Consider the following 16953-nt stretch of genomic DNA (forward strand, 5'->3'; position numbering starts at 1 on the left):
GCTTTAATGCCTAACATTACCTGGTGCGATCTACCTGAAGATGTCTCTCTGTGGCCAGGTCTGCCCCTCTCTTTAAGCGGTGATGAAGTCATGCCGCTGGATTACCACGCGGGCCGCAGTGGCTGGCTGCTGTACGGTCGTGGGCTGGATAAACAACGGTTAACGCAATACCAGAGTAAACTGGGCGCGGCGATGGTGATCGTGGCGGCGTGGTGCGTTGAGGATTATCAGGTAATTCGTTTGGCGGGCTCGTTAACGCCGCGTGCGGCAAAACTGGCGCATGACGCCAAACTGGATGTTGCGCCGCTGGGTAAAATTCCGCATCTGCGCACGCCGGGTTTGCTGGTGATGGACATGGATTCAACGGCTATCCAGATCGAATGCATTGATGAAATTGCTAAACTGGCCGGAACCGGCGAGATGGTTGCCGAAGTCACCGAACGCGCAATGCGCGGCGAGCTGGACTTTACCGCCAGCCTGCGCAGCCGCGTGGCGACGCTGAAGGGCGCTGATGCCAATATTCTGCACCAGGTGCGCGAAACATTGCCGCTAATGCCAGGCCTGACTCAGTTGGTGTTAAAACTGGAAACGCTTGGCTGGAAAGTGGCTATCGCTTCCGGCGGGTTTACTTTCTTTGCCGATTATCTGCGTAACAAGCTGCGCCTGACGGCAGCTGTGGCGAATGAGCTGGAGATCATGGACGGTAAATTTACTGGCAACGTGATCGGCGATATCGTCGATGCTCAGTACAAAGCCAGTACTCTGACCCGCCTGGCGCAAGAATATGAGATCCCGATGGCGCAGACGGTGGCGATCGGCGACGGTGCCAACGATCTGCCGATGATCAAAACGGCCGGGCTGGGGATTGCGTATCATGCGAAACCCAAAGTGAATGAAAAGACGGAGATTACTATCCGTCACGCTGACCTGATGGGCGTGTTCTGCATTCTCTCTGGCAGTATGAATCAGAAATAATGAGGTAAAACGTGGCAAAAGCTCCTAAACGCGCCTTTGTTTGTAATGAATGCGGGGCCGATTACCCGCGCTGGCAGGGGCAATGCAGCGCCTGTCAGGCCTGGAATACCATTACCGAGGTGCGCCTTGCCGCATCGCCAACGGTGGCGCGCAACGAGCGACTCAGCGGCTACGCCGGAAATGCGGGCGTTGCAAAAGTGCAGAAGCTCTCTGACATCAGCCTTGAGGAACTGCCGCGTTTTTCTACCGGATTTAAAGAGTTTGATCGCGTGCTCGGCGGTGGTGTGGTGCCCGGCAGCGCCATACTGATTGGCGGTAACCCTGGCGCGGGCAAATCAACGCTGCTGTTGCAAACGCTGTGCAGGCTCGCCGAGCAGATGAAAACCCTGTACGTCACCGGCGAAGAGTCGCTGCAACAGGTGGCGATGCGCGCGCATCGGCTTGGCCTGCCGACGGCGAACCTGAACATGCTGTCGGAAACCAGTATCGAACAAATTTGCCTGATTGCTGAAGAAGAACAGCCGAAGCTGATGGTGATCGACTCCATTCAGGTGATGCACATGGCGGATATTCAGTCTTCGCCGGGCAGCGTGGCGCAGGTGCGTGAAACCGCTGCTTACCTGACGCGCTTTGCTAAAACGCGCGGCGTGGCGATTGTGATGGTCGGCCACGTCACCAAAGATGGCTCGCTGGCCGGGCCGAAGGTACTGGAGCACTGTATTGACTGCTCGGTGTTGCTCGACGGCGACGCCGATTCCCGCTTCCGTACACTGCGTAGCCATAAAAACCGCTTTGGCGCGGTGAATGAGTTGGGCGTCTTTGCCATGACGGAACAGGGGCTACGTGAAGTCAGCAACCCGTCTGCTATTTTCTTAAGCCGTGGCGATGAAGTCACTTCCGGTAGTTCGGTGATGGTAGTCTGGGAAGGCACGCGCCCGCTGCTGGTCGAGATTCAGGCGCTGGTCGATCACTCAATGATGGCGAACCCGCGTCGCGTGGCGGTCGGTCTGGAACAGAACCGTCTGGCGATTCTACTGGCGGTGCTGCATCGTCACGGTGGCTTGCAGATGGCGGATCAGGACGTGTTCGTTAACGTAGTCGGCGGCGTAAAAGTCACCGAAACCAGCGCCGACCTGGCGTTGCTGCTGGCAATGGTCTCCAGCCTGCGCGACAGGCCACTGCCACAGGACTTAGTGGTCTTTGGCGAAGTGGGGTTGGCAGGCGAAATCCGTCCGGTACCCAGCGGGCAGGAGCGTATTTCGGAAGCGGCGAAACACGGTTTTCGCCGGGCGATTGTTCCTGCCGCTAACGTACCGAAAAAAGTACCGGAAGGGATGCAGGTCTTTGGCGTTAAGAAGCTTGCGGATGCGTTAAGCGTGTTTGACGACCTATAATCAAATACCCGTACGTACTGAATTTGTAGGCCTGATAAGCGATGCGCCATCAGGCAGTGTTACGCGATTTTTCCAGCAGGAGGCTCTTGTGTCATTTGATTATCTGAAAACCGCCATTAAGAAAAAGGGTTGTACCCTGCAACAGGTGGCAGATGCCAGTGGCATGACCAAGGGATATCTAAGCCAGCTTCTGAATGCCAAAATTAAAAGCCCCAGCGCGCAAAAGCTGGAGGCGTTGCACCGTTTTCTCGGACTGGAGTTTCCGCGCCAGCAGAAAAATATCGGTGTGGTATTTGGTAAGTTTTATCCGCTGCATACCGGCCATATCTACCTTATCCAGCGCGCCTGTAGTCAGGTTGATGAACTGCATATCATCATGGGCTATGACGACACGCGCGATCGCAGTCTGTTTGAAGACAGTGCCATGTCGCAACAGCCTACGGTGCCCGATCGTCTACGCTGGCTGCTGCAAACCTTTAAGTATCAGAAAAATATCCGTATTCATGCCTTCAACGAAGAGGGCATGGAGCCGTATCCACACGGTTGGGACGTGTGGAGCAACGGGATCAAAACGTTTATGCAGGAGAAAGGGATCCAGCCAAACTGGATTTACACCTCTGAAGAATCAGATGCCCCGCAGTATCTCGAACATCTGGGGATCGAAACCGTGCTGGTGGATCCCAAGCGGACGTTTATGAGCATCAGCGGCGGGCAAATCCGTGAAAACCCGTTTCGCTACTGGGAGTATATTCCGACCGAAGTGAAGCCGTTTTTCGTGCGCACCGTGGCGATCCTCGGCGGGGAGTCGAGCGGTAAATCGACGCTGGTGAACAAGCTCGCCAACATCTTTAACACCACCAGTGCGTGGGAATATGGGCGTGATTACGTCTTCTCCCATTTGGGCGGCGATGAGATGGCGTTACAGTATTCTGATTACGATAAAATCGCACTGGGACAAGCGCAATACATTGATTTTGCTGTTAAGTACGCCAATAAAGTGGCGTTCATCGACACCGATTTCGTGACCACTCAGGCTTTCTGCAAAAAGTATGAAGGGCGTGAACACCCGTTTGTGCAAGCGCTGATTGACGAGTATCGCTTCGACCTGGTTATCCTGCTGGAAAACAACACCCCGTGGGTAGCGGATGGCTTGCGCAGCCTTGGAAGTTCGGTTGACAGAAAAGCGTTTCAGACGCTGCTGGTCGAGATGTTGCAGGAAAACAATATCAATTTTGTGCACGTTCAGGAGCCTGACTACGACGGCCGCTTCCTGCGCTGCGTGGAGCTGGTGAAAGAGTTGATGGGCGAGCAGAGGTAGGTTTTAATGCCGGATGCGCTGCGCTTATCCGGCCTACAAGTCGCACTAACCTCGTAGGCCGGATGTGGCATGAGGCCGCCATCCGGCACTTAACGCTAATTACTTAGAAATACGCTTGTACTTAATACGCTTCGGCTCCAGCGCATCGGCGCCCAGCGTGCGTTTCTTGTACTCTTCGTATTCGGTAAAGTTACCTTCGAAGAACTCAACCTTACCCTCATCCTGATAATCCAGGATGTGGGTCGCGATACGGTCAAGGAACCAACGGTCATGCGAGATAACCATCGCGCAACCCGGGAACTCCAGCAGGGCGTTTTCCAGCGCGCGCAGGGTTTCGATATCCAGGTCGTTGGTTGGTTCATCGAGCAGCAGCATGTTGCCGCCAACCTGCAGCAGCTTCGCCAGGTGCAGACGACCACGCTCACCGCCGGACAGCTCGCCGACGCGTTTACCCTGATCCACACCTTTGAAGTTGAAGCGGCCCACATAGGCACGGCTTGGCATTTCGGTGTTGCCGATCTTCATGATATCCAGCCCGCCGGAAACTTCTTCCCACACGGTTTTGCTGTTATCCATTGCGTCACGGAACTGGTCAACGGAGGCCAGCTTCACGGTTTCGCCCAGCGTGATGGTGCCGCTGTCAGGCTGTTCCTGACCGGACATCATACGGAACAGGGTTGATTTACCCGCGCCGTTCGGACCGATGATGCCGACGATAGCGCCTTTCGGTACCGAGAAGCTCAGATCGTCGATCAGCACGCGATCGCCGTAAGATTTACGCAGATTAGTGACTTCAACGACTTTATCGCCGAGACGTGGTCCAGGTGGGATAAACAGTTCGTTGGTTTCGTTACGTTTCTGGTATTCAGTGTTGTTCAGTTCTTCAAAGCGTGCCAGACGGGCTTTGCCCTTAGACTGACGGCCTTTCGCGCCCTGACGAACCCACTCCAGCTCTTTCTCAATGGATTTACGGCGAGCCGCTTCCTGAGAAGCTTCCTGGGCCAGACGCTGATCTTTCTGCTCCAGCCAGGAAGAGTAGTTACCTTCCCACGGAATACCTTCACCACGGTCCAGCTCCAGGATCCAGCCGGCAACGTTGTCGAGGAAGTAACGGTCGTGGGTAATTGCCACTACGGTACCTTCGAAGTCGTGCAGGAAGCGTTCCAGCCACGCGACGGATTCGGCGTCCAGGTGGTTAGTCGGTTCGTCGAGCAGCAGCATGTCTGGTTTTTCCAGCAGCAGGCGGCACAGCGCGACGCGGCGGCGTTCACCACCGGAAAGATTTTCAATTTTGGCATCCCAGTCCGGCAGACGCAGAGCGTCAGCGGCACGCTCAAGCTGCACGTTCAGGTTATGACCGTCGTGCGCCTGAATGATCTCTTCAAACTTGCCCTGTTGCGCGGCCAGCTTATCGAAGTCAGCGTCCGGTTCGGCGTACTTGGCGTACACTTCATCCAGACCTTTCAGCGCGTTAACCACTTCGGCAACCGCTTCTTCCACGGATTCACGAACGGTATGTTCCGGGTTCAGTTTTGGTTCCTGCGGCAGGTAACCGATTTTAATGCCTGGCTGCGGGCGAGCTTCACCTTCAATTTCGGTATCAATGCCAGCCATGATGCGCAGCAGGGTAGATTTACCCGCGCCGTTCAGACCGAGAACACCGATTTTGGCGCCAGGGAAGAAGCTCAGTGAGATGTTTTTAAGAATATGACGTTTCGGCGGAACGACCTTGCCGACACGATGCATGGTATAAACGAATTGGGCCACGTTGGACTCGCCTCTATGTTTATCCCGTCATACTTCAAGCCGCAGATGCGTTGGCTGTGTCGTTCACCCCAGTCACGTACTTTTGTACGCTCAGGGGATTCACTTCCTCGCCGCCTTGCTGCAACTTGAATTATTTAGGGCTAATTATTGGTAAATAGTTATCAAAGGCGAAGTGTAGCCTTTTTCATTGTCCAATCCCAGCCAGCAGATCCCACTCGCAACAAAAGTAAAAAAGTGTCCGTGACGTGGCGCATTCTGCAATGTCTGGTTAGCATGAATGAATTAAGCGGCATGATGCTGCACAGACGTAACATGAGAAGAGGAAGAGCTTGTGGACAAAGCCAAACAATTTACCTGGCGCCTGCTGGCTGCCAGCGTATGTCTGCTGACGGTCAGTCAAGTAGCGCGAGCGGATTCCCTGGATGAGCAGCGCAATCGCTATGCGCAAATTAAGCAGGCCTGGGATAACCGACAGATGGATGTCGTAGAGCAGATGATGCCTGGCCTGAAGAACTATCCTCTGTATCCTTATCTGGAATATCGCCAGATCACTGACGATCTGATGAATCAGCCCACCATTACCGTCACCAATTTTGTGCGCGCCAACCCGACGCTGCCCCCGGCGCGTACTCTGCAATCTCGTTTCGTGAATGAACTGGCGCGCCGCGAAGACTGGCGTGGGCTGCTGGCGTTCAGTCCGGAAAAACCGGGCACCACCGAAGCGCAATGTAACTATTACTTCGCGAAATGGAGTACCGGACAAACTGAAGAAGCCTGGCAGGGGGCGAAAGAACTGTGGCTGAGCGGAAAAAGTCAGCCGAACGCCTGTGACAAATTATTCGGCGTATGGCGTGCCTCAGGCACCCAGGATCCGCTGGCGTATCTGGAACGTATTCGTCTGGCGATGAAAGCCGGGAATACCGGACTGGTCACGGCGTTGGCCGGACAGATGCCCGCGCAATACCAAACCATTGCTTCAGCGATCATCGCGCTGGCCAACGATCCGAATTCGGTAATGACCTTTGCTCGCACCACCGGCGCAACGGATTTCACCCGACAGATGGCGGCGGTCGCCTTTGCCAGCGTGGCGCGTCAGGATGTGGAGAATGCCCGCCTGATGATCCCTTCCCTGGTGCAGGCGCAACAGTTGAATGACGAGCAAACCCAGGAGCTGCGCGACATTGTCGCCTGGCGTCTGATGGGCAATGACGTTACCGACGAGCAGGCCAAATGGCGTGATGATGCGATTATGCGCTCCAACTCCACCTCGCTTGTGGAGCGCCGGGTGCGCATGGCGCTGGGAACCGGCGATCGTCGTGGCCTGAATACCTGGCTGGCGCGTCTGCCAATGGAAGCCAAAGAAAAAGATGAGTGGCGCTACTGGCAAGCGGATCTGCTGCTGGAGCGCGGACGCGATGCGGAAGCCAAAGAGATCCTGCACCAACTCATGCAGCAGCGCGGTTTCTATCCGATGGTGGCGGCGCAGCGCCTGGGCGAAGAGTACGAGCTGAAAGTGGATAAAGCACCAGCGAACGTTGATTCTGCGCTGACTCAGGGCCCGGAAATGGCACGCGTACGCGAGCTAATGTACTGGAACATGGATAATACTGCGCGCAGTGAATGGGCTAATCTGGTCACCAGCCGTACCAAGTCCGAGCAGGCTCAGTTGGCGCGTTACGCGTTCAATAATCACTGGTGGGATCTAAGCGTTCAGGCGACGATCGCCGGAAAACTGTGGGATCATCTGGAAGAGCGCTTCCCATTGGCCTATAAAGATCTTTTTACCCGTTACACCAGCGGCAAGGATATTCAGCCAAGCTATGCGATGGCGATAGCGCGTCAGGAAAGCGCCTGGAACCCGAAAGTGAAATCACCGGTTGGCGCAAGCGGGCTGATGCAGATTATGCCGGGTACGGCGACGCATACGGTGAAAATGTTCTCGATTCCAGGTTACAGCAGTCCGAGCCAGCTATTGGATCCTGATACCAACATCAACATCGGAACCAGCTATTTGCAGTACGTGTATCAGCAATTTGGCAATAACCGCATCTTTGCGTCAGCAGCCTATAACGCCGGTCCGGGACGCGTTCGCACCTGGCTTGGCAATAGCGCTGGCCGCATTGATGCCGTCGCGTTTGTCGAGAGCATTCCATTCTCAGAGACGCGTGGTTATGTGAAGAACGTGCTGGCTTACGATGCGTACTATCGCTATTTCCTCGGTGATAAACCGGAGTTGATGAGCGACGCAGAATGGCAACGTCGTTACTGATCGTGTCGATTGTGTTATGCTATCGTACTCGTTAAAGAGTACAAAAGGGGGAGGCAAGCACGCTTCCCCCGCAACGATGGCGATATCTTATGACTCAGCAATCACCCTATTCAGCAGAGATGGCAGAACAACGTCACCAGGAGTGGTTACGTTTTGTCGATCTGCTTAAACACGCCTACGAACAAGATTTACACCTGCCACTGCTCAATTTGATGTTAACGCCGGATGAGCGTGAAGCGTTGGGCACGCGTGTGCGTATCATTGAAGAGCTGCTGCGCGGTGAGATGAGCCAGCGTGAGCTTAAAAACGAGCTCGGGGCGGGGATTGCTACTATTACGCGAGGGTCGAACAGCCTCAAATCCGCACCGGTGGATCTGCGTCAGTGGCTGGAACAGGTGTTGCTCGGGAAAAATTGATCCGCCGGATGTGGCTTTGCCTTATCCGGCCTACGATTGAACAACCGGCACAATGCTATAAAAATACCGCGTTATGAAACGGGCTGAGCGCCAGAATCACCGCCTGGTGGTAGACGCTCGAGCGCGTCAGCTTACCCGCGGTAAAGACGCCGATTGCGCCCTCTTTACGGCCAATCTCATCAATACCTGTATAGTCCGACATCACCGGGCCGAGTGCTTCACCTTTGCGGACTCTGTCGAGAATGACAGTAGGCAATGGCAGCGTGGCTGAACGGGCTTCACCGCGCTGGATGCCGTTATCAATCACCACCCAACTGAAGGTGGCATCGTCGTCAATTCCTGCTTCAATGGCGACCCAGAAATCAGCCTGTGGGTGCTGGCGGCGAGCGTTATCAACGCGATTTCGTGCGCCAGTGCGCGTTTCCTGGTTTCCGAAAGGTTGTTCCGGCACGCCACTCTCGACGGCGACGGGTTCAATATGGCAGGATCCTTCCCCGAAAATCTCTTCAAATGCCCGCAGAATTGCCTGAATTTTGGCAGGATTGGTGGTCGCAGAGATAACCTTGTGCATAATTAAGCTCAGTTTGAAAATTCATCGCATCGCAGTATAACGGAAAAAAAGCATGTTACAGGTATACCTTGTTCGCCATGGCGAAACGCAGTGGAACGCCGAGCGACGTATTCAAGGCCAGTCAGACAGCCCACTAACCGCTAAAGGTGAACAGCAAGCCATGCAGGTGGGTGAACGCGCTCGCTCGTTTGGTATTACGCATGTCATCAGTAGCGATCTTGGTCGTACACGACGCACTGCAGAAATCATCGCCCAGGCCTGTGGCTGTGATATCACCTATGACTCCCGTCTGCGCGAGCTAAATATGGGTGTGCTGGAAAAACGTCACATCGATACGCTGACGCCGGAGGAAGAGGGCTGGCGTCGCCAGTTGGTGAACGGTACGGTGGATGGTCGTATCCCGGAAGGGGAATCGATGCAGGAATTGAGCGATCGCGTCAACGCAGCGCTGGCATCCTGTCTGGAATTGCCGCCGGGAAGTCGTCCGCTGCTGGTCAGTCACGGTATCGCGCTGGGTTGCCTGGTGAGTACAATTCTTGGATTACCGGCATGGGCTGAACGTCGCTTGCGTCTGCGCAACTGTTCTATTTCTCGCGTTGATTACCAGGAAAGCTTATGGCTGGCGCCGGGATGGGTCGTTGAAACGGCAGGGGACATCTCACATCTGGACGCCCCTGCGTTGGATGAACTACAGCGCTAGCGGCGAATCGGAATCAGGAATTCGCAGCGCAGGTTGATCGGGCGATCTCCCGCTTTGGCATCTTCTGCCGGGTAGTATCGCTCGATATCCTGTCCTTTACGGCGCGTCAGGTTCAGCATTGGCATGCATGTGCCGTAAACCGTCAGGATAAACTCTTGCACGCCGGTTCCCAGCCCTTCGTAGGTAAACATCACGTATTCGCCACCCTGTAACAGGATAGGCTGCGCCGACGGCACATAGCCATTGGCCTGTTCCGGCGTCAGTGCAGTGGTGTAAAACACTTCCTGCTCGTCATCTTTTTCAATGCTCGGACGTGTTTCGTTAAGCCCGTACAGGACTGGCGGGATCGCAGGAGCCTGACTGAGGAAGTCGCGCCAGAACTGAATACGCATTTCATGACGGAAATCTGAAATCTGTTCCAGCGAGCAGGAATAGCTTTGCGTGGTGCCGAGTAGTTGCGTATCTTCCAGGGTGACAAACTCGTGCGCAGGCATCGCAAATTCACCCAGGCGCATTGGCGGGCGAATACCAAACGCACTCCATTCCGGGGAGCGACGATACAGCGCAGGCGTTTGGGAAAACTGTTTCTTGAACGCGCGAGTAAAGGTTTGTTGAGAGTCGAAGCGATATTGCAGCGCAATATCCAAAATTGGGCGCGCAGTCAGGCGCAGCGCCACTGCAGATTTCGATAAACGACGGGCGCGGATATAGGCGCCAATAGCATGGCCCGTCACGTCCTTAAACATTCTCTGCAGGTGCCACTTGGAATAGCCCGCTTTTGCCGCCACATTGTCAAGCGACAAAGGCTGATCCAGATGACCTTCCAGCCAGATTAATAGGTCGCGAATAATGCCAGCCTGATCCATAAAATATCCTCATCCTTTCAACAACGAGTACCTGACGTCAGGTATGAGGATAATAGCATTTTTTGCTGTTTTAGCATTCAGTGTTTTTTTTGCTCATAAATGCTTTTTTCGGACATACGAAAGCGTGATTATTGTAATCCTGTGATCTGTATACGTTTTATCTTAGAATGTCGAATAATTGCACAGAGTAACTTTTAAAAATGGTAACAATATGAAATATAAGAGCTTAGTCATTTCCTCAATTCTGCTGATGTTGGCGCAGGTTGCCCATGCGGAGCAGATTGGATCTGTCGATACGGTGTTCAAAATGTTCGGCCCGGATCATAAAATTGTGGTCGAAGCGTTTGACGATCCGGATGTTACCAACGTGACCTGCTACGTGAGTCGGGCGAAGACTGGCGGCATCAAAGGTGGTCTGGGGCTGGCGGAAGATACCTCCGATGCCGCCATTTCCTGCCAGCAGGTTGGGCCGGTAGAACTGAGCGACAGAATCAAGAACGGTAAAGCTCAGGGCGAAGTGGTATTTAAAAAACGTACCTCGCTGGTGTTTAAATCTTTACAGGTCGTGCGTTTTTACGATGCGAAACGTAATGCGCTGGCCTATCTGGCTTATTCAGATAAAGTCGTCGATGGATCGCCCAAAAATGCCATTAGCGCGGTACCCATCATGCCGTGGCGGCAATAACAAGGAAGCACAATGCAACAGCCGTTGATCTGGTTGGTTGAGGATGAGCAGGGAATCGCTGATACGCTTATCTACATGCTGCAGCAAGAGGGGTTTAGCGTAGAGGCGTTTGAGCGCGGATTTCCCGTGCTGGAGAAGTCTCGCCAGCAATGCCCTGATGCCATCATTCTGGATGTCGGGCTACCGGATATAAGCGGTTTTGAACTGTGCCGACGTTTACTTGAACGCCACCCGGCGTTGCCGATCCTGTTTCTGACCGCACGCAGCGATGAAGTGGATCGCCTGTTGGGGCTGGAAATTGGCGCGGATGACTATGTTGCCAAGCCTTTCTCGCCGCGTGAAGTGTGCGCTCGTGTGCGTACGCTGCTGCGGCGGGTGCAAAAATTCTCCACGCCTTCATTGACAACGCGCTGTGGGGATTTTGAACTTAATGAGCTGGCCGCGCAGATTACCTGGTTCGGCATGCCGTTGAACCTGACGCGCTATGAATTCCTGCTGCTGAAAACACTGCTGATGTCGCCGGGACGTATTTACTCCCGCCAACAACTGATGGATTTAGTCTGGGCCGATGCGCAGGATACCTTTGACAGAACGGTCGATACCCACATCAAAACGCTGCGCGCCAAGCTGCGGGCCATCAACCCCGAGCTTTCCCCCATCAATACGCATCGCGGTATGGGATACAGCCTGAGGAGCGTCTGATGCGCATTGGCATGCGTTTGCTGCTCGGCTATTTTCTGATTGTTGCCGTCGCTGCCTGGTTCGTTCTGTCTATCTTTGTGCAGGAAATTAAGCCAGGCGTCCGTCGAGCGACTGAAGGCTCATTGATTGATACCGCCACGCTGCTGGCTGCGCTGGCGCGTGATGACTTACTCTCTGACACCCCCACCAACGGCAAGCTGGCGCAGGCCTTTTCGCAACTGCATAACCGCCCATTCCGCGCCAATATCAGCGGCATTAACAAAGTACGTAATGAATACCATGTCTACATGACGGACGCGCAGGGCAAGGTGGTGTTTGATTCAGCTAACCAGGCCGTCGGTCAGGACTACTCCCGCTGGAACGACGTGTGGTTAACGCTACGTGGGCAGTATGGCGCTCGTAGTACGCCGCAAAACCCGGATGATCCGGAAAGCTCGGTGATGTACGTTGCCGCGCCGATTGTAGACGGTGGTCGTATTATCGGTGTGCTCAGTGTCGGCAAACCAAATGCAGCGATGGCGCCGGTGATTAAACGCAGTGAACGGCGAATGCTGTGGGCCAGCGCCGTATTGCTGGGTATTGCCCTGGTGATTGGCTTCGGGATGGTATGGTGGATAAACCGCTCCATTGCCCGGCTGGCGCGTTATGCCGATTCCGTTACTGAGAATCGCCCCGTCCCACTGCCTGATTTAGGCAGTAGCGAGTTACGCAAACTGGCGCAGGCGCTGGAAAGTATGCGTCTGAAGCTCGAAGGCAAGAACTACATTGAGCAGTATGTCTACGCGTTAACCCATGAGCTGAAAAGCCCGCTGGCGGCCATTCGTGGCGCGGCAGAGATACTGCGCGAAGGTCCGCCGCCAAACGTGGTAGCGCGCTTTACCGATAATATTCTGACGCAAAATGCGCGCATGCAGGCGCTGGTTGAAACCTTGTTACGTCAGGCGCGACTGGAGAATCGGCAGGACATTACGTTGACGCCAGTGGCGGTAGATGCGCTGTTTGCTCAGCTTAAAGAGGCGCGTAGCGTGCAGCTGGCGGCAAAAAACATCACGCTGACCATTCTGCCTTCATCGCTTAGCGTCGCAGCCGATCCCGCGTTACTGGAGCAGGCATTGGGGAATTTACTCGACAACGCTATCGACTTTACGCCACAGGACGGGACGATTGTGCTGAGTGCACATCAGCACGAGGATCGGGTCACGTTGCAGGTTACCGACAGCGGTAGCGGGATCCCTGACTTTGCGTTGCCGCGTATTTTTGAGCGCTTCTACTCGCTGCCCCGCGAGAATGGACACAAGAGCAGCGGTTTGGGGCTGGCGTTTGTCAGTGAAGTTGCACGACTGCATGAAGGCGCGGTGATATTATCTAACCGACCAGAAGGCGGTGCACAAGCTTCGTTTACGCTTCACCGTCACTTCACATAACTTCAAATTCTCCGCACATAGCTGTTCTACCTTGCTGATATTGCAAAGGAGAACGCTATGTTGAAATCACCCCTGTTCTGGAAAATCGTCACTCTGGGTGGCGCCATGCTGCTGCTGTTAATTCCCCTGACAATGGTCAGGCAGATAATCGTAGAGCGATCGGATTATCGCAATGACGTTGAAGATGCAATCCGCCAGAGCACCAGCGGACCGCAAAAGATGGTCGGCCCGTTGATAGCCATTCCGGTGACAGAGCTTTATACCTCGCTGGAGGATGGCAAAGAGATCCAGCGTAAGCGAAGCTATATCCATTTCTGGCTGCCGGAGTCGTTGGTGGTTGAGGGGAGTCAGAACGTTGAAGCGCGTAAAATCGGTATTTATGAGGGCCAGGTCTGGCACAACGATATCTCGGTGAAGGCCGAGTTTAACGCTGAACGTTTGCGTGATTCAAACCATCCCAACGTCAGCGTCGGCAAACCGTTTATCGTGGTTGGCGTGGGGGATGCGCGCGGGATTGGTGTGGTGCAAGCGCCGCAGGTCAATGGAACGTCGCTGGCGGTTGAGCCGGGGACGGGGTTGGATGGACGTGCGCAGGGGATCCACATTCCGTTACCCGACGCGAGCTGGGCGGAGCAAAACCTGAGCATGACGCTGTCGCTGAATTTGAGCGGAACAGGAGATTTCTCCGTTGTTCCGGTTGGCCGTAACAGTGAAATGACCTTAACCAGCAATTGGTCGCATCCCAACTTTCTTGGGGATTTTCTTCCGGCTAAGCGCGAAATCAGTGAGTCTGGATTCAATGCACAGTGGCAAAGCAGTTGGTTTGCCAATAACCTCGGCGAACGCTTTGATGGCGAAAAGATTGGCTGGGAGGGAATGCCTGCATTTAGCGTCGCTGTCGCCACGCCTGCGGATCAATACCAACTGACGGACAGGGCGACAAAATATGCCATTTTGCTGATTGTGCTGACCTTTATGTCTTTCTTTGTTCTTGAAAGCATGACCAGCCTTCGACTGCACCCGATGCAGTACCTGCTGGTGGGATTATCGCTGGTGATGTTTTATCTGTTGCTGCTGGCGTTGTCAGAACATATTGGTTTTACCGCCGCGTGGATTACGGCGAGTCTGGTGGGGGCGTTGATGAACGGTGTGTATCTGCAGGCGATATTACAGGGTTGGCTTAAGAGTATTTTGTTCACCGTAGCGCTGCTGGGGCTGGATGGTGTGATGTGGGTGTTGCTCCGTTCACAGGACAGCTCTTTACTGCTGGGAACCGGCGTGCTGTTGGTCGCGTTGTGTGGCGTGATGTTCCTGACGCGTCATCTTGACTGGCACTCGCTGGCACAGCCAAAACCAAAGCCGACAGAAATTCCGGAGTCTCAGCCTGCGCAGAGTGACGAGTTTCGCTTATGGAAATAGGGTTGTGGTGAAATGAAAAACGGCGCATATTGCGCCGTTTTTTTACCTGTGAGGATCGAATTAATCCTGCAGGTCGCCGCAGAAACGGTAGCCTTCACCGTGAATGGTGGCGATAATTTCTGGCGTATCCGGCGTTGATTCGAAATGTTTACGAATGCGGCGGATAGTCACGTCAACGGTACGGTCATGCGGCTTCAGTTCGCGACCGGTCATTTTTTTCAGCAGTTCTGCGCGAGACTGGATTTTGCCCGGATTCTCACAGAAGTGAAGCATGGCGCGGAATTCGCTGCGTGGCAGTTTATACTGCTCGCCATCAGGACCAATCAGAGAGCGGCTGTTGATGTCCAGCTCCCAGCCATTGAACTTGTAGCTCTCGACGCTACGGCGTTCTTCGCTGACGGTACCCAGGTTCATGGTACGCGACAGCAGGTTACGAGCACGGATAGTCAGTTCGCGCGGGTTAAACGGCTTGGTGATGTAATCGTCTGCGCCGATTTCGAGGCCGAGAATTTTATCGACTTCGTTATCACGGCCCGTCAGGAACATCAGCGCAACGTTAGCTTGTTCGCGGAGTTCGCGCGCTAACAGGAGGCCATTTTTCCCAGGCAGATTGATATCCATAATCACAAGGTTGATGTCATATTCAGAGAGAATCTGATGCATTTCCGCGCCATCTGTCGCTTCGAATACATCATAGCCTTCTGCTTCGAAAATGCTTTTCAACGTGTTGCGTGTTACTAACTCGTCTTCAACGATAAGAATGTGCGGGGTCTGCATGTTTGCTACCTAAATTGCCAACTAAATCGAAACAGGAAGTACAAAAGTCCCTGACCTGCCTGATGCATGCCGTAAATTAACATGATCGGCGTAACATGACTAAAGTACGTAATTGCGTTCTTGATGCACTTTCCATCAACGTCAACAACATCATTAGCTTGGTCGTGGGTAGTTTCCCTCTGGACCCGACAGTGTCAAAAACGGCTGTCATCCTAACCATTTTAACAGCAACATAACAGGCTAAGACATGCCGGACACCCAATAAAACTACGCTTCGTTGACATATATCAAGTTCAATTGTAGCACGTTAACAGTTTGATGAAATCAACGTATCCAAATGTTTGCTTTCATCACAAAATTGCAATATTACAACTAGTTGCACGCGCTAATTAATAAATGTAATGAATCCAACCAATGCGATCCATTTTAAATTAAATTATCATGGATAAACAGAAGGATATGCAACTTTTGTTAACATAAAGGGCAATAGTTCAGTCTGGAAATAGTTTAGCATTTTTTACCGGATGCGAAATGCTTTTTCAGTGATTTCTGTTAAAAATATGTAAATTCGCGCTGCGTAATATGTTGATGCACGTCACATTATTACCTGCACACAGGCCAAAAGAGTATCGAAATGCGTTTAACAATTATTCTGGTTGCCCCCGCCAGAGCGGAAAATATTGGTGCGGCTGCCCGTGCGATGAAGACCATGGGATTCACCCAGTTGCGGATCGTTGACAGCGAGGCCCACCTGGAACCCGCCACGCGATGGGTCGCTCATGGTTCGGGTGATATCATTGATAATATTAGCGTTTTTCCAACGTTAGCCGAGGCGCTTCACGACGTGGATTTTACCGTCGCGACCACGGCGCGCAGCCGCGCGAAGTTTCATTATTACGCTACGCCGGTCGAACTGGTTCCCCTGCTGCAGGAAAAATCAACGTGGATGGATCACGCCGCGCTGGTTTTTGGTCGTGAAGATTCGGGGCTGACCAACGAAGAATTGGCTCTGGCGGATGTCCTCACCGGGGTACCTATGGTAGCTGACTATCCATCACTCAATTTGGGGCAGGCGGTGATGGTGTATTGCTATCAATTAGCAGGTTTAATACAACAACCGGCCAGAAACATTGAGATGACGGATGAGCATCAGCTACAGGCATTGCGCGAACGTGTTTTGCGTTTATTAGCCACGCTGAACGTTTCTGACGACATTAAGTTGACGGACTGGCTGCAACAGCGAATGGGTCTGTTAGAGCAGCGAGACACGGCAATGTTGCACCGTTTTTTACATGATATAGAAAAAAATCTAACAAAATAAAGTATTGATAAATGTTTGTTGTGTGGTGTTTTACTCTGGTTTCAAGTGGGCGAGACATGCTGTATTGGTTGAAAGTAAAAGGGCAAGCAGTCGCTCATGAACAAGTTTCGGAATGTGATCAATTTAAAAATTTATTGACTTAGGTCAGCAGATACTTTAACCCTAAAAGAATACAAGACAGACAGATAATAATTACAGAGCACACAACATCATGAAACGCATCAGCATCACTATTACCACAACCATCACCATTACCACAGGTAACGGTGCGGGCTGACGCGTACAGGAAACACAAGAAAAAGCCCGCACCTAAACAGTGCGGGCTTTTTTTTCGACCAAAGGCAATGAG

The 16953-nt window shown here is 53.2% G+C and carries 17 protein-coding genes and 1 other annotated feature; of the genes, 13 read left to right on the forward strand and 4 right to left on the reverse strand.

What is annotated here, in order from left to right; translation table 11 throughout:
- Positions 1-6: 6 nt before the first annotated feature.
- The 3 genes from serB to nadR all read left to right on the forward strand — a co-directional run bounded on the left by serB (position 7) and on the right by nadR (position 3687).
- Positions 7-975, forward strand: coding sequence for a phosphoserine phosphatase (gene serB / locus OGV57_RS12820; RefSeq protein WP_003019027.1), 969 nt, complete (start codon positions 7-9; stop codon positions 973-975).
- An 11-nt stretch (positions 976-986) separates the two neighbouring features.
- Positions 987-2369, forward strand: coding sequence for a DNA repair protein RadA (radA, locus tag OGV57_RS12825; RefSeq protein WP_001728171.1), 1383 nt, complete (start codon positions 987-989; stop codon positions 2367-2369).
- Between the two features lie 88 nt (positions 2370-2457).
- Positions 2458-3687, forward strand: a complete 1230-nt coding sequence (gene nadR, locus OGV57_RS12830) for a multifunctional transcriptional regulator/nicotinamide-nucleotide adenylyltransferase/ribosylnicotinamide kinase NadR (RefSeq protein ID WP_003019021.1) — start codon at positions 2458-2460, stop codon at positions 3685-3687.
- A 99-nt stretch (positions 3688-3786) separates the two neighbouring features.
- Here nadR and ettA read toward each other — a convergent pair whose 3' ends face one another.
- Complete coding sequence (ettA, locus tag OGV57_RS12835) at positions 3787-5454, reverse strand: energy-dependent translational throttle protein EttA (protein WP_003845630.1); 1668 nt, start codon at positions 5452-5454, stop codon at positions 3787-3789.
- Between the two features lie 331 nt (positions 5455-5785).
- On the opposite strand from ettA, the gene sltY reads away from it, so the two are divergent.
- Together sltY and trpR are read left to right on the forward strand one after the other, a co-directional pair.
- Positions 5786-7723: a murein transglycosylase gene (gene sltY, locus OGV57_RS12840; RefSeq protein ID WP_003019016.1), complete on the forward strand. Its 1938-nt coding sequence runs from the start codon at positions 5786-5788 to the stop codon at positions 7721-7723.
- A gap of 89 nt (positions 7724-7812) precedes the next feature.
- Entirely contained in the window at positions 7813-8139 is a 327-nt protein-coding gene (gene trpR / locus OGV57_RS12845; RefSeq protein WP_003837292.1) for a trp operon repressor, read from the forward strand.
- Between the two features lie 55 nt (positions 8140-8194).
- On the opposite strand, the gene yjjX is transcribed toward trpR, so the two are convergent.
- Positions 8195-8710 (reverse strand): inosine/xanthosine triphosphatase, encoded by a 516-nt coding sequence (gene yjjX / locus OGV57_RS12850; RefSeq protein WP_054528035.1) that lies wholly within the window; start codon positions 8708-8710, stop codon positions 8195-8197.
- 52 nt (positions 8711-8762) lie between these two features.
- Here yjjX and gpmB point away from each other — a divergent pair, with 52 nt between their 5' ends.
- A complete protein-coding gene (gene gpmB, locus OGV57_RS12855; protein WP_003019006.1) occupies positions 8763-9410 on the forward strand; it encodes a 2,3-diphosphoglycerate-dependent phosphoglycerate mutase GpmB in 648 nt (215 codons plus the stop codon).
- Here the strand turns inward: gpmB and robA are convergent.
- Positions 9407-10276, reverse strand: coding sequence for an MDR efflux pump AcrAB transcriptional activator RobA (gene robA / locus OGV57_RS12860; protein ID WP_003837295.1), 870 nt, complete (start codon positions 10274-10276; stop codon positions 9407-9409). The two genes, gpmB and robA, sit on opposite strands and share 4 nt — an antisense overlap.
- Before the next feature lie 211 nt (positions 10277-10487).
- Between robA and creA the strand changes: the two genes are divergently transcribed.
- The 4 genes from creA to creD are packed head-to-tail and all read left to right on the forward strand — an operon-like array spanning position 10488 to position 14506.
- Complete coding sequence (gene creA, locus OGV57_RS12865; protein ID WP_003018998.1) at positions 10488-10961, forward strand: protein CreA; 474 nt, start codon at positions 10488-10490, stop codon at positions 10959-10961.
- 12 nt (positions 10962-10973) lie between these two features.
- Positions 10974-11663, forward strand: coding sequence for a two-component system response regulator CreB (creB, locus tag OGV57_RS12870; RefSeq protein WP_044713001.1), 690 nt, complete (start codon positions 10974-10976; stop codon positions 11661-11663).
- Positions 11663-13087: a two-component system sensor histidine kinase CreC gene (gene creC, locus OGV57_RS12875; protein WP_054528036.1), complete on the forward strand. Its 1425-nt coding sequence runs from the start codon at positions 11663-11665 to the stop codon at positions 13085-13087. Before creB ends, creC begins: the two co-directional genes overlap by 1 nt.
- 57 nt (positions 13088-13144) lie before the next feature.
- Positions 13145-14506 (forward strand): cell envelope integrity protein CreD, encoded by a 1362-nt coding sequence (gene creD, locus OGV57_RS12880; protein ID WP_286531255.1) that lies wholly within the window; start codon positions 13145-13147, stop codon positions 14504-14506.
- A 60-nt stretch (positions 14507-14566) separates the two neighbouring features.
- On the opposite strand, the gene arcA is transcribed toward creD, so the two are convergent.
- Positions 14567-15283 carry a two-component system response regulator ArcA gene (arcA, locus tag OGV57_RS12885; RefSeq protein ID WP_001194359.1) on the reverse strand — a complete coding sequence of 239 codons (717 nt, stop codon included), beginning with the start codon at positions 15281-15283 and terminating at the stop codon, positions 14567-14569.
- A 95-nt stretch (positions 15284-15378) separates the two neighbouring features.
- Between arcA and yjjY the strand changes: the two genes are divergently transcribed.
- From yjjY to thrL, 3 genes are all read left to right on the forward strand, one after another.
- Positions 15379-15519 carry a YjjY family protein gene (gene yjjY, locus OGV57_RS12890; RefSeq protein WP_042998021.1) on the forward strand — a complete coding sequence of 47 codons (141 nt, stop codon included), beginning with the start codon at positions 15379-15381 and terminating at the stop codon, positions 15517-15519.
- A gap of 398 nt (positions 15520-15917) precedes the next feature.
- Positions 15918-16604, forward strand: a complete 687-nt coding sequence (locus OGV57_RS12895; protein WP_054528037.1) for a tRNA/rRNA methyltransferase — start codon at positions 15918-15920, stop codon at positions 16602-16604.
- 206 nt (positions 16605-16810) lie between these two features.
- Positions 16811-16937 (forward strand) — a sequence feature (Thr leader region).
- Positions 16816-16881 (forward strand): thr operon leader peptide, encoded by a 66-nt coding sequence (gene thrL / locus OGV57_RS12900; RefSeq protein WP_032337689.1) that lies wholly within the window; start codon positions 16816-16818, stop codon positions 16879-16881. (Overlaps the previous feature by 66 nt.)
- Positions 16938-16953: the final 16 nt, after the last annotated feature.

The organism is Citrobacter sp. Cf087 (genome assembly GCF_030334285.1).
GTDB classification, from domain to species: Bacteria; Pseudomonadota; Gammaproteobacteria; order Enterobacterales; family Enterobacteriaceae; genus Citrobacter; species Citrobacter freundii.